Raw genomic sequence first — 14600 nt, forward strand, 5'->3', positions numbered from 1 at the left:
CCGCCATCACCCCAGCTCGCTCTCAGATGGAGCTAGGAATATGATCCGCTATCCAGAATCCCGGACAGTAGTGGACGTATGTCAGGACCTCGACGTGACAGGGTCGGAGCCTATGATATTGAGGTCCTGACTTTCGTCAGGATGACGAATTTTTGGTGATGTTATCCCCGCCCCCACGCGCTGCGCTTATGCTTCAGCTGTTCCGGTCGCACGGGAGGCGTGAGCTCAGTCATTCGCGGCGGTCGGGAGCGTGGAGCTCGTCCGAGAGCTGGCATGACACCCAGTAATCCGGCGTGGCCACTGGAGAGGAAGGCGGCATAAAGCTCGACCGTTACTCCACTCCGGTTTCGAGACGGGGGCCGCAAGGCGTCCGACCAAATCTCCACGTGTGGGACGTCCCGGATGCCCCCTAAATTACTCTACACCCGGCATTCGCCGGCGTCCCACACACCTCCTGCTTAGGCGAGGTGACCTGCTCAAACCTCCAGCGGCACGCCGCGTGGAGATTTTGGTGCGTCGCCCAACAAAGAAACGCGCCCCCGGCCTGTGCCGGGAGCGCTCTTCAATCCAATACGGGGCCTGAGGCCTAGTAGCGGTAATGATCGGCCTTGAACGGGCCAGCCTTGGGAAGTTCAAGATATTCGGCCTGTTCAGACGACAGCACGGTCAGCTTGGCCCCCAGCTTGGGCAGGTGCAGGGCAGCGACCTTCTCGTCGAGATGCTTGGGCAGGATGTAGACATTGTTGTCGTACTGCTCACCCTTGGTCCAGAGCTCGATCTGGGCCAGCGTCTGATTGGTGAAGCTGGCCGACATCACGAAGCTTGGATGGCCGGTGGCATTGCCGAGATTGACCAGGCGGCCTTCCGACAGCAGCACGATGCGATTGCCCTCAGGGAAGTTCACGATATCGACCTGCGGCTTCACATTGGTCCATTCGAAATTCTGCAGGGCCTCGACCTGAATCTCATTGTCGAAATGGCCGATATTGCAGACGATCGCCATGTCCTTCATCGCCCGCATATTGTCGACGGTGATGATGTCCTTGTTTCCGGTCGCGGTGACGAAAATGTCCATATCGCCGACGACATCGTCGATGGTGACAACGGTGAAGCCGTCCATGCAGGCCTGCAGGGCGCAGATCGGATCAATTTCGGTGACGAAGACACGGGCACCGGCGCCGCGCAGGGATTCTGCGGAACCCTTGCCGACATCGCCATAGCCGCAGACCAGGGCAGTCTTGCCGGCCATCATCACATCGGTGCCGCGACGGATCGCGTCGACCAGGCTTTCCCGGCAGCCATAACGATTGTCGAATTTCGACTTGGTGACGCTGTCATTGACGTTGATGGCCGGGAAGGGGAGCTCGCCGCGCTTGTGCATCTGATAGAGACGCATCACGCCGGTCGTGGTCTCTTCGGAGACGCCCTGGATGGCGGCCTTGGCCTTGGCGAACCAGCCGGGGCTGGCAGCGATACGTTTCTTGATCTGGGCGAAGAGGGCGGTTTCTTCCTCCGACTTTGGATGATCGAGCACGGATGGATCGGCTTCGGCCTTCTCGCCGAGGATCAGGTACATCGTGGCATCGCCGCCATCATCGAGGATCATATTGGCGGTCTCGCCATTGCCCCAATGGAAGATGGCGTCGGCATAATCCCAGTATTCGGCCAGCGTCTCGCCCTTGGTGGCGAAGACCGGCACGCCGCTTTCGGCGATGGCTGCGGCGGCGTGGTCCTGGGTCGAGAAGATGTTGCACGAGGCCCAGCGCACTTCGGCGCCAAGGGCTGTGAGGGTCTCGATCAGGATGGCGGTCTGGATCGTCATGTGGAGCGAGCCGGCGATGCGGGCGCCCTTGAGAGGCTGCGCCTTGCCGAATTCGGCGCGCAGGGCCATCAGGCCGGGCATTTCGATCTCGGCCATGTCCATTTCGATCCGGCCCCATTTGGCCAGCGACATGTCTTTCACGAGATAGGGTTTGTCCGCAGCAAATTGCGTCATGACCATCAGGTCCTTCTATTGGGGTATGATTATTTGAAACATCGGGTTGAACGGGCCGGCCGAACCGGCCCGTTCATAACAGATTTACGCCAGTTTACGCAGATCTTCGGCCAGGTCGGTCTTCTCCCAGGAGAAGCCGCCTTCGGTGTCGGGATTGCGCCCGAAATGGCCATAGGCGGCAGTGCGGGCATAGATCGGGCGATTGAGTTGCAGCCGGGTACGGATACCACGCGGCGACAGATCGGCCATTTGCCGCAAGGCGTCTTCCAGGCGGGTCTCGTCGATCTGGCCGGTGCCGTGCAGATCGACATAGAGCGAGAGTGGCTTGGAGACGCCGATCGCATAGGAGACCTGGATGGTGCAGCGCTCGGACAGACCGGCTGCGACCACATTCTTGGCCAGCCAGCGGCAGGCATAGGCGGCGGAACGGTCAACCTTGGTCGGATCCTTGCCGGAAAAGGCACCGCCACCATGTGGCGCCGCGCCGCCATAGGTGTCGACAATGATCTTGCGCCCGGTCAGGCCGGCATCGCCATCGGGGCCGCCGATCACGAAAGTGCCGGTCGGATTGACGTAGAATTCGGCCTCGGGCGGGAACCAGCCCTCAGGCAGGACTTCGGATACGATCGGGCGAACGAGTTCGCGGATCTGCTCCTGGGTCATTCCGTCCCTGTGCTGGGTCGAGACGACGACGGATTCAACGCCAACAGGCTGGCCGTTTTGATAGCGAAGCGTGACCTGGGACTTGGCATCGGGCTCGAACTCCGGACGCGCCCCGGATTTGCGCAGGATCGCCATGCGCTTGAGGATCTGGTGCGAATACTGGATCGGCGCCGGCATGAGTTCCGGCGTCTCATTGGTGGCATAGCCAAACATGATGCCCTGATCGCCAGCGCCCTCATCCTTGCTCTCGCTGCCATCAACACCCTGGGCGATATGCTCGGACTGGCCGTGCAGAAAGTTCTGGAAGGTCGAATTTTTCCAGTGAAACCCGTCCTGTTCATAGCCGATATCGCGCACGGCCTCGCGGGCTGCCGCCTCGATCTCTTCGGGTTCGACATCGACCGCGCAACGGAGTTCGCCGGCGAGGATAATCTGATTGGTCGTGGTCAGCGTCTCACAGGCAACCCGCGCTTCGGGATCCTTGCTGAGCAGCAGGTCAACGACGGTATCGGAAATCCGGTCGCAGACCTTGTCGGGATGACCTTCCGACACGCTCTCGCTGGTGAAAATGTAGGATGAGCGGCTCAAGGACGACTCCTCATATAACGATTGCCTTATGTGATTTGGACAGAAGCAGATTAGCGGTTGCGGCGCAAGGAAGCTGTGCTGCCGCGTGTATCGCGTCAGACCACCAGGCCGGTTGAGTTTGTGCCGGTGATCACTTCATTCCGCCGGCTGCAAGAAACGGGTAGCGCAATTGATCATATAAAGATATCTTTATGTCTCACTATGTAGCAGATTGGCTGCAGCGGGCCCGGCGGCCCTGTGCCCCGGAACGGCGATTGAGGTGTGAAGTCATGAGTGCAGCAAAAGCTTCCGGGGACGGTCTCTCCGTCTCGTTCGAGTTCTTTCCGCCCAAGACCGAGGCGATGGAAGCGACATTGTGGGAGTCGATCCGCCGCCTCGAACCGCTCGACCCGGCCTTTGTCTCGGTCACCTATGGCGCTGGCGGTTCGACGCGTGAACGCACCCACCGCACCGTCCACCGTATTGTCGACGAGACCGGTATCGCGCCGGCGGCGCATCTGACCTGCGTCTCGGCGACCCGGGCTGAAGTCGATGATGTGATCCGCGATTATCGCGATGCCGGCGTGCGCCATATCGTGGCCCTGCGCGGCGATCCGCCGGAAGGGATTGGTGAAGCCTATCGCCCTGCGCCGGGCGGCTATGCCAATGCGGCCGAGCTGGCAGCGGGTATACGCGCCATCGGGGATTTCGAAATCTCGGTCGGTTGCTATCCCGAGCAACATCCCGAGAGCGCAAGCCTTGAGCATGACCTGGATCTGCTGAAGGCCAAGATCGATGCCGGTGCGACACGCGCGATCACGCAATTCTTCTTCGAGCCGGACACCTTCCTGCGGTTCCGGGACCGCGCTCTGCAGGCCGGGATCACGATCCCGATCGTGCCGGGCATCATGTTGCAACCCAATTTCAAGGGCCTGACCCGGATAGCGGGTCTGTGCAACACCCATATCCCGGACCGCGTTCACCGGCATTTTGACGGTCTTGACGAGGATGCAGCGACGCGCCAATTGGTGACGGCGCACCTGGCGGCCCAATTATGCGCCGATCTGCACGAAGCCGGTGTCGATGATTTCCACTTCTACACCCTCAACCGGGCTGAACTCGCCCTGTCGACCTGTCATTTGCTCGGCGTAAAACCGGGACTCCCGGCACGGGAATTCGCGGCATGACGGCGCGTACAGAACGGCAGGCCGCGCTTGAGCGCATCGGTCGAGACCGCATCCTGATCCTTGACGGGGCAATGGGCACACAGATTCAGGATCTCAAGCTCGATGAGGCCGGCTATCGTGGCCAGAGATTCGCGGACTGGGCGACCCTGATCAAGGGCAATAACGACATCCTCAATCTGAGCGCGCCCGATGCAGTCAAGGCGATCCATCACGCCTATTTCGATGCCGGAGCTGATATTGCCGAGACCAATACCTTCTCCTCGACCTCGATCGCCCAGGCTGACTACCGCATGCAGGATCTGGCACCGGAGATAGCCCGCGAAGGCGCCCGGCTGGCTCGCGAGGCAGCTGATGAGCAGGAGGCCCGCACCGGCGCGCCCAAGGGTGTTGCCGGCGCGATTGGTCCGACCAACAAGACGCTGTCGATCTCGCCCCAGGTCAATGATCCGGGCTTTCGCGAGGTCGATTTCGACCAGGTGCGGCTGAGCTATGCCGAACAGGCGCGGGCGATGGCCGATCATGTCGACTTCTTTCTCGTGGAGACAATCTTCGACACGCTCAATGCGAAGGCCGCGATCAAGGCGTTGATTGATCTGCGCACCGAAGAGGGCATTGATCGCCCGATCATGTTGTCAGGCACGATTACCGACCGGTCCGGCCGCACCCTGTCCGGGCAGACCGCGACGGCCTTCTGGTATTCGGTCCGCCATGCCAGGCCTTGGGCGATCGGCCTCAATTGCGCGCTTGGCGCCGACGAGCTGCGGCCCTATATCGCCGAGTTGTCGCGCGTCGTCGACACGCGCATTCTCGCCTATCCCAATGCCGGACTGCCCAATGATATGGGCGAGTATGACGAGACGCCGGACCAGACCGCCGCACATCTGGGCGAATGGGCGCGCTCCGGCCTGGTCAATATCCTCGGTGGGTGCTGTGGCACCACGCCGGCTCATATACGCGCCATCGCCGCCGCCGCCGCCGGCGCGCCTCCGCATCGGCCGGCCGTGCGAGAGCGCGCCATGCATCTCGCCGGCCTTGAGCCGTTCGAATTGTCAGCCTGAGATACATCAACCAATGACCTCACTCGTCTCCACTTTCGTCAATGTCGGCGAACGCACCAATGTGACCGGCTCGGCCGTGTTTCGCCGCATGATCACCGAGGGCGATTACGCGGCGGCGGTTTCGGTCGCGCGCCAGCAGGTGGAGAATGGCGCCCAGATCATCGACATCAATATGGATGAGGGCCTGCTCGACAGTATCGAGGCGATGACCACATTCATGCGCCTGATCGCGGTGGAGCCTGACGTGGCGCGGGTGCCGGTGATGATCGATAGTTCCAGGTGGGAGGTGATCGAGGCCGGGCTCAAAAACACCCAGGGCAAGCCGATCGTCAATTCGATCAGCCTGAAGGAAGGCGAAGAGATATTCCTCAAACAGGCTCGTCTGTGTCAGGCCTATGGTGCCGCTGTAGTGGTTATGGCCTTCGACGAGGCCGGCCAGGCCGAGACCGCCGACCGCAAGTTTGAAATCTGCAAGCGCGCCTATGAGATCTTGGTCAACAGGGTCGGCTTTGCGCCGGAAGACATCATCTTCGACCCGAATATCTTCGCCGTCGCGACCGGGATCGAGGAGCATAATGATTACGCCGTCGCCTTCATCGAAGCGACGCGGCGGATCCGCAGGGAATTGCCCGGCTGTCATGTGTCCGGCGGGCTGTCCAACGTGTCCTTCTCATTCCGCGGCAATGAACCGGTCCGCCGTGCCATGCACACCGTCTTTCTTTACCACGCCATTCATGCCGGCATGGATATGGGCATCGTCAATGCCGGCCAGCTCGACATTTATGATGATATCGAACCGAAGCTGCGCGAGCTGGTTGAGGATGTGATCCTCAATCGCCGCGAGGATGCGACCGACCGCCTGCTGACCGAAGCCGAGACCTATCGCGATAGCGGTGGCTCAAAGGCCAAGGAGCGTGATCTGGCCTGGCGTGAGGCGCCGGTCAATGAGCGCATCAAGCATGCCCTGGTGCATGGCCTCAATGAATTCATCGTCGCCGATGCCGAAGAGGCGCGTCAGCAGGCCGAGCGGCCGCTGCACGTGATCGAAGGCCCGTTGATGGACGGGATGAACATCGTCGGCGACCTGTTTGGCGATGGCCGCATGTTCCTGCCGCAGGTCGTCAAATCGGCGCGGGTGATGAAACAGGCGGTCGCTCATCTCATCCCCTTCATGGAAGCCGAGAAGGAGGCTGCCGGCGAGGCGCAATCCTCGGCCGGCAAGATCGTGATGGCGACGGTGAAGGGCGATGTCCACGATATCGGCAAGAATATTGTTGGCGTCGTGCTGCAATGTAATGGCTATGAGGTGATCGATCTCGGCGTGATGGTGACCTGCGAGACCATTATCGACACCGCCTTGCGCGAAAAGGCCGATGTGATCGGTCTGTCCGGACTGATTACGCCCTCGCTTGACGAGATGGTTTTTGTGGCGTCCGAGATGGAGCGGCGCAATATCACTCTGCCATTGCTGATTGGCGGTGCCACCACCAGTCCGGCCCATACCGCGGTCAAGATCGATCCGGCGATCTCGGTCGCCCCGGTGATCCATGTACTCGATGCCAGCCGCGCGGTCGGCGTCGTCTCCAGACTTTTGGGCGATGGCCGTGATGCCTATGCGCAGGGGATTCGCGAAGACCTGGCCAAAATCCGTGAACGCCGCCTGGCGGCCCGCTCGAAGAAAGCCCGTCTGCCGCTGGAGAAGGCACGAGCGAATGCCTGGGATTGCGACTGGTCGGTCTATTCCCCGCCCAAGCCGGCTTTCCTCGGGACCAGGAGTTTCTCGCCCTCGGTCAAGACCCTGATCGAGTATATCGACTGGACGCCCTTCTTCTTCACCTGGGAGCTGAAGGGCAGCTATCCGGCGATTTTCGACGATCCCAAACGCGGCGCCGTCGCGCGGGATCTGTTCACCGACGCCCAGGCCATGCTCAAGCGCATCGTTGATGAGGAATTGCTGGCGCCGAAGGCTGTGTGCGGTTTCTGGCCTGCCAATCGCGTTGGCGATGATGCGGTCCTCTACATCGATGACAGCCGGACCACGCGTCTCGATACATTTCACGGTCTTCGCCAGCAGGCGGCCAAGGATAATGACCGGCCGCACCTGTCCCAGTTCGACTTCATAGCCCCGGCTGGCCATGCCGACTATCTCGGCGGATTCGTGGTCACGGCCGGTGATAATGACACCATTCATGCCCGATTTGCCGCCGAGAAGGATGATTATTCCTCGATCATGTTCAAGGCTTTGTCCGACCGGATTGCGGAGGCCTGTGCCGAATGGCTGCACGAGCAGGTGCGCCGCGAGCATTGGGGCTATGCACCGGACGAGACCCTGTCGCGCCAGGATCTGATCGCGGAGAGCTATACCGGCATCCGCCCGGCGGCCGGCTATCCATCCCAGCCCGACCATTCAGAAAAGCGCACCCTGTTCGCCTTGCTCGACGCGGCCGAGGCGACCGGCGTCAGCCTGACCAATTCGTTTGCGATGACACCGGCCTCGTCAGTGTCGGGCCTCTATCTCTCGCATCCAGAGAGCGTTTATTTCGCGGTCGGCCGTATCCTGCGCGACCAGGTCGAGGACTACGCGGATCGCAAGGGGTGGCCGCTGGAAGATGCCGAGCGGGCGCTGGGGCCGATCCTCGATTATGTTCCGGCAGCGACGGCTCCGGCCTGAGCGGCGGCAATCATCAGTCATGATTTGGACTTTACAGCCGATATGCGCCATATCCCGCGCCTTGCCCTGTCCTGCGGACTGATCGCGCCTGGAGCCTCGCATGCGTTTTGCTTTTTTCGGTGACATTGTCGGCAAGACCGGACGCCGGGCGCTTGAAGCGCACCTGCCTGATTTGCGCAAACAAATGGCGCTCGATTTCGTTGTCGTCAATGCCGAGAACGCGGCGGCCGGTTTCGGCGTCACCGAGAAGATCTGCGAAGGCCTGTTCGATCTCGGCGTTGATGCGCTCACCCTCGGTAATCACGCCTGGGACCAGCGTGAAACGCTGACCTATATCGACCGCGAGCCGAGACTGTTGCGGCCGGCGAATTATCCGGCCGGATCGACGCCGGGCAAGGGCGCCAATCTGATCGAGGCGGCCAATGGCTCGCGTGTGCTGGTGGTCAATCTCATGGGGGCCCTGTTCATGGAAACCCTCGACGATCCCTTCTCCACGATCGAGCGCGAACTGGCCGCCGCGCCGATGGGGCAGGTGGCCGATGCGATCATCATCGATTTTCACGCCGAGGCGACCAGCGAGAAAATGGGGATGGGCGTGTTTTGCGATGGCCGCGCCAGCCTGGTCGTCGGAACGCACACCCATGTTCCAACCGCTGACGCGCGCATCCTGCCGGGCGGCACCGCCTACCAGACCGATGCCGGCATGTGTGGCGATTATGACTCGGTGATCGGCATGGACAAGGAAGAGCCCCTGCGCCGCTTCACGACCCGGATGCGTACCGGCCGGTTCGAACCGGCGACGGGAGAGGCGACGGTGTGCGGCGTGTTTGTCGAGACCGATAATGCCACAGGGCTGGCGGTGCGCTGCGAGCCGATCCGGATCGGCGGTCAGCTGTCCGGGCAGATTCCACAATCCTGAGTCGGACCATTCTCAGTTGTAGCGCCCTGCCACCACAGGCAAACGGACCCGGACTGATTCTGGCCACTTGAAAAATTACACATATGTCATGATCCTGATCACGGGAGCCATGCCGTCGCCTTTGCCATTATGGCAAAGCGGGTGACGACGTGATTAACGGCAGCAAGTCCTGGCCGCCATGAGCCGGACGCCTGCCGAAGCGCACTGTAGGGGAAACCAATGACCCGGCTCGCGCCAGGGTCACGGCTCCTTCGCCACAGTGGGTTCGTGTGGTAGGTGTTAGCTGTCGGGGGATGGCATGTTTAAGCAGACGATCCGGTTTGACAGAGCGCAGGATGCTCATGTGTTCGATCAGTATCTGGTCGATTTTCTGAGGTCTTGCGAAGAGAGCGGCCTGGACAATCAGGCCTGCGTTTTCACAACCAGCCTGCAGGAGTCAGAGTCCTATATTCGCGTCGTCCAGACGGACAGTGCGAGCATGCTGGGCCAGTTTCTCAATTTCCTGACCATCCGGAATTTTCCACCCGCGACCTGCGTGGCGGCCGATGGCAAGGCCGTCAACGTCTGACAGTCAACACATGACAGGCAACACACGATGGAGCTGTGTCCGTCCAATGCAGGCCCTGCCGGGCGGCCTTGTCTCTACAAAGTCGATCTTGAGGTCAGCCGCTCGCGACCTGCGGGCGAGCCTGTGCTTTGGCTCGTTGGAAATGTAGGCTTTGCACCCGGCAATGCGGTCTGGCGACGGGCAGCAATATGAGGGCTGACGAATGGTGGTGCGAATAGTTCCGGTTATCATGTCCGGCGGATCCGGGACCCGCCTCTGGCCGCTTTCCCGGGCTGCCCATCCCAAACAATTGCACCCGCTTGTCACCGAGCTGACCATGGTGCAGGAAACCGCCCGCCGCGTCGCCGCCAGCTCGAAGGATTTCGAGTTTGAAGCGCCGATCATCGTGCTGAACGAGAGCCAGTATGCGCGGGCCCGGCAGCAGCTGGATGAAACCGGCTGCGCCCCGTCCTGCTATGTCGTCGAGCCGGTTGGACGCAATACGGCGCCGGTCGCGGCCGTCGCTGCCGAGCTGGTCCGGCGTGAGCTTGGCGAGGATGTTCTGATCCTGCTTCTGCCCGCCGACCACCATATTCGCGATATTGACGGTTTCCACCAGGCGATCGCCCATGGCGCGACGCTCGCGGCACAGGGGCAGCTGGTCACTTTTGGTATCGAGCCGGACGGGCCTGAAACGGGTTATGGTTATATCCGCCGCGGCGAGCCGATCCTGTCGGGCTTCCACGTCGACAGATTTACCGAGAAACCTGATGCCGCGACTGCCAGGGGCTTTCTCGAGAGCGGCGAGTACTACTGGAATGCCGGCATTTTCCTGTTCGGCGCCGGCGCGCTCCTCGCCGAGCTTGAACAACATTGTTCCGAGGTCGCGCAGTGCAGCCGTGATGCCGTGAGCGCGGCCGGGCAATCGGGCACCAAGCTGACGCTGGATCTGGCCGCCTTTGAAGCCTGCCCCTCGATTTCCTTTGACTATGCCGTGATGGAGCGGACCCGCCGGGCTGTCGTCGTGCCGGCCGATATCGGCTGGTCGGATGTCGGGTCCTGGGATGCGCTGTGGTCGATCTCAGACAAGGACGAGAATGGCAATGCCTCGCGTGGCGATGTCAGCATCCATGCCAGCGAGAATTCCTTTGTCATTTCCAATGGCGCCAAGGTTGCCATTCACGGCGTCAAGGACCTGATCATAGTCGCCACCGGTGACGCCGTTCTGGTTGTGCACCGCGACGACGCCCAGAGCGTCAAGAAGATTGTCGATGCGCTGAAAGATTCCGGTCATCACGATCTGCTGTGATGCGACAATGCTGAATGTGGCGAACCGGCTCGCCTTTCGCGGTCATTCTCGCTAATAAAACCCCTCGAATCCGCAGGCATAGGGAAGCCAAACATGGCCGGACATTCCAAATGGGCGAACATCCAGCACCGCAAAGGGCGCCAGGACAAGCTTCGCTCCAAGTTGTTCTCCAAACTGTCCAAGGACATCACGATCGCGGCGAAACTGGGTGGCGGCGATATCGATGCCAATCCACGTCTGCGCCTGGCGGTCTCGATCGCCAAGGGCCAGTCAGTGCCCAAAGACAATATCCAGCGCGCGATCGACAAGGCCGCGGGCGGCGACGCGGATAGCTATGAAGACATCCGCTATGAGGGCTTCGGTCCAGGCGGTATTGGCGTCATCGTTGAAGTTTCGACCGATAACCGCAATCGTGCCGCTGCAGATGTCCGCACCGCGTTCGCGAAGAATGGCGGCAATCTCGGCGAGACCGGCTCGGTTGCCTTCATGTTCGATAATGTCGGTGAGATCCGTTTCCCGCTTTCCGTCGCCGACGAAGATGCAATGATGGAAGCCGCAATCGAGGCAGGGGCCGATGATGTCGCTGCCGAGGCTGGCGATGACGATAATGAAGGCCAGCACATCGTCTACACGGCGCGCGAGGATATGATGGATGTCGTCGCTGCGCTGTCGGAAACCTTTGGTGACCCGGTATCGGTCAACCTGATCTGGAAGCCGCAAAACCTGATTCCAGTGCCGAGTGACAAGGTTCCCGGCCTGATGAAGATGATGGAAGCGTTCGACGACAGTGATGACGTCCAGAATGTCTATGCCAATTTTGATATCTCCGACGAGGACATGGCCCATCTTGGCTGATAGATTGCCGCAGGCCAATTGATCGGGGTGCCGTGTGGACGGGGTAGGCAGAATTGCACAATGGGGGGTTCAGACTGCGCTCCCCTTCTGGGCCGAGCATGGCTGGGATGATGTGCATGGTGGATTCGTTGAATCCATCGCCCTTGATGGCTCTGTAATCCATGGCGAGGCACGCCGGGTCCGGGTGCAGGCGCGGCAGATCTATGTCTTCGCCCGTGCCCATCATGAAGGCTGGTTCGACGGTCTCGAGCGCGCCACAGAGGCCGCCAGCCTGTTGCGCAAACGCGCCTGGAAGGTTGATGGCCATCCCGGCTGGGTCCATCTGCTGACGGAGAATGGCGCCGTCGCGGACCCGGTTCGCGATCTGTATGATCACGCCTTTATCCTGCTCGCCCTGGCCTGGCTCGGGCGCGCCAGCGGCGATGCGCAATGGTTTGACCTCGCCGCCGAAACCCTGGACTTCCTTGACGCTGAAATGGCCGACCCGGCAGGCGGCTATCGCGAATCTGTCTCCGGCCCGCAATGGCCGCGGCGACAAAACCCCCATATGCATTTGTTTGAAGCGCTATTGGCGCTTTACGAGGCGAGCGGTGACCCGGCTATCCTGGTGCGCGCCATCTCGATCAAAACCCTGTTTGGCCAGGTTTTCTATGATTCCCACGCGTGTGTCGTACGGGAGTTTTTCGACGCAGATTGGGCGCGGGCAACCGGCGATCTGGGCGCTGTCGTGGAGCCGGGCCATTTGTGTGAATGGTCGTGGCTCTTGCATGAGTTTCATCGGCTGAGCGGCGAACCGCTCGACCCGGCCGCCAGCGCTCTGTTTGACGTTGCGATGCGGCTCGGCGTCAATGACCGGACCGGCCTGCTCTGCGCCGCGGTCAATGCCCGCGGTGAGGTACTCGACGGGTCATCGCGGACCTGGATGCAGACTGAATGGCTGCGAACCGCGGCGCTGATGCGGCGCCTCGGGCATCCCGGGGCAGACGCGCACTTGCAGCGCGCGGGAGATGGCATCCTCAACTACCACCTCCAGAACGCCATCGCTGGCGGATGGACTGATCGCTTCGACGCGCTCGGCCAGGCCCGCTCGGACCGGATCCCGGCCAGCACGCTCTACCACGCCTTTGGCGGGATCGCTGAATGTGTGCGACCCACGGCCAGCAAGGCCCAAACGGCAGGTGGAGCGGTTTGAATCGTACGGCCTTGCCCTTTCTTGTGTTCCTGGGTGGCGGGCTTTAGATTTTCCGTCGCTGCTATCAATTAGGACAATATGGTGCTTCCTCCAGAATTGATTGCCCATGCAGCGCGCCTCGGCGCGGTGCGGTTGAGAGATTTGGTGGCTGCCGGTCGCGATCGCGCGGACGCTCTGCTGATTTCCCATGGCGGCATCGAGTTCGATTGCAGCAAGCAAAGGCTTGATCGTGCCGGCATTGCTGCCCTGGTGGCCCATCTGGAGGGTGCCGGGTTCGGTGCCCGCCGGGACGCCTTGCTGACCGGCGCGATCGTCAATGAAAGCGAACACCGTCCGGCCTTGCACATGGCCTATCGCCATGGCGCGACGCTCGAGGGAGCGGGGGTGACAGGCCTGGTCGACCGGACGCAGGCACAGACCCGCGCTTTTGCGCAACAGGTGCGCAGTGGCCAGTTCAAGCCGGCGGGCAAGGCGGTGAGCCGCGTCATCAATATCGGAATTGGTGGCTCCGATCTGGGGCCGCGCCTGGTCGCGGATGCCCTGGCCGACCACGCCGAAGCCGGTCCTGAGCTGCGCTTTGTCGCCAGCCTCGACCCGTCCGAGCTGAGCCGGGCCGTCGCCGGGGCAGATCCGGAAACCCTGCTTTTCATCATCGCCTCCAAATCCTTCTCGACCCAGGAAACATTGATGACCGCGCAGGCGGCCCGCGACTGGATGGCGGGCCAGGTCGGTCTGGAGCAGGCCGGGCGGCATTTCGCGGCGGCATCCGCCGCGCGCGACAAGGCGATCGCGTTCGGGATCAACCCGGATCACATATTCGACTTCCCGGACTGGGTTGGGGGTCGTTACTCGGTCTGGAGCGCGGTCGGGCTGAGCCTTGAGATCGGCCTTGGTCCGGAGGCGTTTACGGCATTGCGCGACGGGGCCCAGTCCATGGACCGGCATTTCGCAACCGCGCCGCTGGCGCAAAACCTGCCCGTAATGAAAGCCCTGGTCGATTTCTGGAACCGGGCCGTGCTCGGCTATCCCAGCCGTTGCGTCGCGGCCTATTCCGCGCGTCTGGGCCTCTTGCCCGGCTATCTGCAGCAGCTGGAGATGGAATCGCTGGGCAAGTCGGTGACCGCCGGAGGACAGCCTTCGGCCATGCCTGGCGGTGCCCTGGTCTGGGGTGGGTGCGGGACAGAGGTCCAGCACTCCTTTTTCCAGTGGCTCCACCAGGGCAGCGATCCGACCCCGGTCGATTTCATCGGCATTGCCCGCCATTTCGCCAGCTCTGATCCGCGCGAACGCGTTCTGGCTGCCAATATGGCGGCCCAGGGCGCTGCCTTGCTGGATGGCCGTCAAGTGCCACCCGGCGATGACGTCGCGCTGGCAGCGCAAAAATCCATGCCCGGCGGCCGCGTCTCCTCTACCCTGTTGCTCGATGACCTGACTCCGGCCACGCTCGGCGCACTGCTGGCGCTGCACGAGCACAAGGTCTTTGTCGAGAGTGTGCTCTACGGCATCAATCCCTTCGACCAATGGGGCGTTGAACTGGGCAAGGTGCTGACGAAGGGTATTCTGGACGGTCAATTAAGCGGCTATGACGCTTCCACCCGGGCGATGCTGGCCCGGACAGGCTTTGTACCGGAATGAA

At 61.7% G+C, this 14600-nt stretch carries 11 protein-coding genes; 9 read left to right on the forward strand and 2 right to left on the reverse strand.

Annotated elements, in window-relative coordinates; genetic code table 11:
* Positions 1–586: 586 nt before the first annotated feature.
* Complete coding sequence (ahcY, locus tag ACN0YJ_RS13030; protein WP_417496449.1) at positions 587–1996, reverse strand: adenosylhomocysteinase; 1410 nt, start codon at positions 1994–1996, stop codon at positions 587–589.
* 84 nt (positions 1997–2080) lie between these two features.
* Positions 2081–3247 (reverse strand): methionine adenosyltransferase, encoded by a 1167-nt coding sequence (gene metK / locus ACN0YJ_RS13035; RefSeq protein ID WP_417496450.1) that lies wholly within the window; start codon positions 3245–3247, stop codon positions 2081–2083.
* A 269-nt stretch (positions 3248–3516) separates the two neighbouring features.
* Between metK and metF the strand changes: the two genes are divergently transcribed.
* The 9 genes from metF (at position 3517) to pgi (ending at position 14599) form a co-directional block, all read left to right on the forward strand.
* Positions 3517–4413 (forward strand): methylenetetrahydrofolate reductase [NAD(P)H], encoded by an 897-nt coding sequence (metF, locus tag ACN0YJ_RS13040; protein ID WP_417496451.1) that lies wholly within the window; start codon positions 3517–3519, stop codon positions 4411–4413.
* On the forward strand, positions 4410–5471 hold the full coding sequence (locus ACN0YJ_RS13045; RefSeq protein ID WP_417496452.1) for a homocysteine S-methyltransferase family protein: 1062 nt from the start codon (positions 4410–4412) through the stop codon (positions 5469–5471). The genes metF and ACN0YJ_RS13045 overlap by 4 nt, the downstream gene beginning before the upstream one ends.
* A 13-nt stretch (positions 5472–5484) precedes the next feature.
* Positions 5485–8142: a methionine synthase gene (gene metH, locus ACN0YJ_RS13050; protein WP_417496453.1), complete on the forward strand. Its 2658-nt coding sequence runs from the start codon at positions 5485–5487 to the stop codon at positions 8140–8142.
* Positions 8143–8242: 100 nt separating this feature from the next.
* A complete protein-coding gene (locus ACN0YJ_RS13055; RefSeq protein WP_417496454.1) occupies positions 8243–9061 on the forward strand; it encodes a TIGR00282 family metallophosphoesterase in 819 nt (272 codons plus the stop codon).
* A gap of 298 nt (positions 9062–9359) precedes the next feature.
* Positions 9360–9629, forward strand: a complete 270-nt coding sequence (locus ACN0YJ_RS13060; RefSeq protein ID WP_417476886.1) for a hypothetical protein — start codon at positions 9360–9362, stop codon at positions 9627–9629.
* A 202-nt stretch (positions 9630–9831) separates the two neighbouring features.
* On the forward strand, positions 9832–10917 hold the full coding sequence (locus ACN0YJ_RS13065; protein ID WP_417496455.1) for a mannose-1-phosphate guanylyltransferase/mannose-6-phosphate isomerase: 1086 nt from the start codon (positions 9832–9834) through the stop codon (positions 10915–10917).
* A gap of 93 nt (positions 10918–11010) precedes the next feature.
* On the forward strand, positions 11011–11772 hold the full coding sequence (locus ACN0YJ_RS13070; RefSeq protein WP_417496456.1) for a YebC/PmpR family DNA-binding transcriptional regulator: 762 nt from the start codon (positions 11011–11013) through the stop codon (positions 11770–11772).
* Positions 11773–11806: 34 nt separating this feature from the next.
* Positions 11807–12964: an AGE family epimerase/isomerase gene (locus ACN0YJ_RS13075; protein WP_417496457.1), complete on the forward strand. Its 1158-nt coding sequence runs from the start codon at positions 11807–11809 to the stop codon at positions 12962–12964.
* A 78-nt stretch (positions 12965–13042) separates the two neighbouring features.
* The gene (pgi, locus tag ACN0YJ_RS13080; RefSeq protein ID WP_417496458.1) at positions 13043–14599 is read left to right on the forward strand and encodes a glucose-6-phosphate isomerase; all 1557 of its coding nucleotides are present in this window, start codon (positions 13043–13045) and stop codon (positions 14597–14599) included.
* Position 14600: the final 1 nt, after the last annotated feature.

It is taken from the genome of Maricaulis sp., from assembly GCF_048270095.1.
Lineage (GTDB): Bacteria > Pseudomonadota > Alphaproteobacteria > Caulobacterales > Maricaulaceae > Maricaulis.

Bases quoted from the DNA above. Each gene is read 5' to 3' on its own strand.
- ahcY (WP_417496449.1), bottom strand. From the start codon at position 1,996: ATGACGCAATTTGCTGCGGACAAACCCTATCTCGTGAAAGACATGTCG.
- metF (WP_417496451.1), top strand. From the start codon at position 3,517: ATGAGTGCAGCAAAAGCTTCCGGGGACGGTCTCTCCGTCTCGTTCGAG.
- ACN0YJ_RS13045 (WP_417496452.1), top strand. From the start codon at position 4,410: ATGACGGCGCGTACAGAACGGCAGGCCGCGCTTGAGCGCATCGGTCGA.
- metH (WP_417496453.1), top strand. From the start codon at position 5,485: ATGACCTCACTCGTCTCCACTTTCGTCAATGTCGGCGAACGCACCAAT.
- ACN0YJ_RS13055 (WP_417496454.1), top strand. From the start codon at position 8,243: ATGCGTTTTGCTTTTTTCGGTGACATTGTCGGCAAGACCGGACGCCGG.
- ACN0YJ_RS13060 (WP_417476886.1), top strand. From the start codon at position 9,360: ATGTTTAAGCAGACGATCCGGTTTGACAGAGCGCAGGATGCTCATGTG.
- ACN0YJ_RS13065 (WP_417496455.1), top strand. From the start codon at position 9,832: ATGGTGGTGCGAATAGTTCCGGTTATCATGTCCGGCGGATCCGGGACC.
- ACN0YJ_RS13070 (WP_417496456.1), top strand. From the start codon at position 11,011: ATGGCCGGACATTCCAAATGGGCGAACATCCAGCACCGCAAAGGGCGC.
- pgi (WP_417496458.1), top strand. From the start codon at position 13,043: ATGGTGCTTCCTCCAGAATTGATTGCCCATGCAGCGCGCCTCGGCGCG.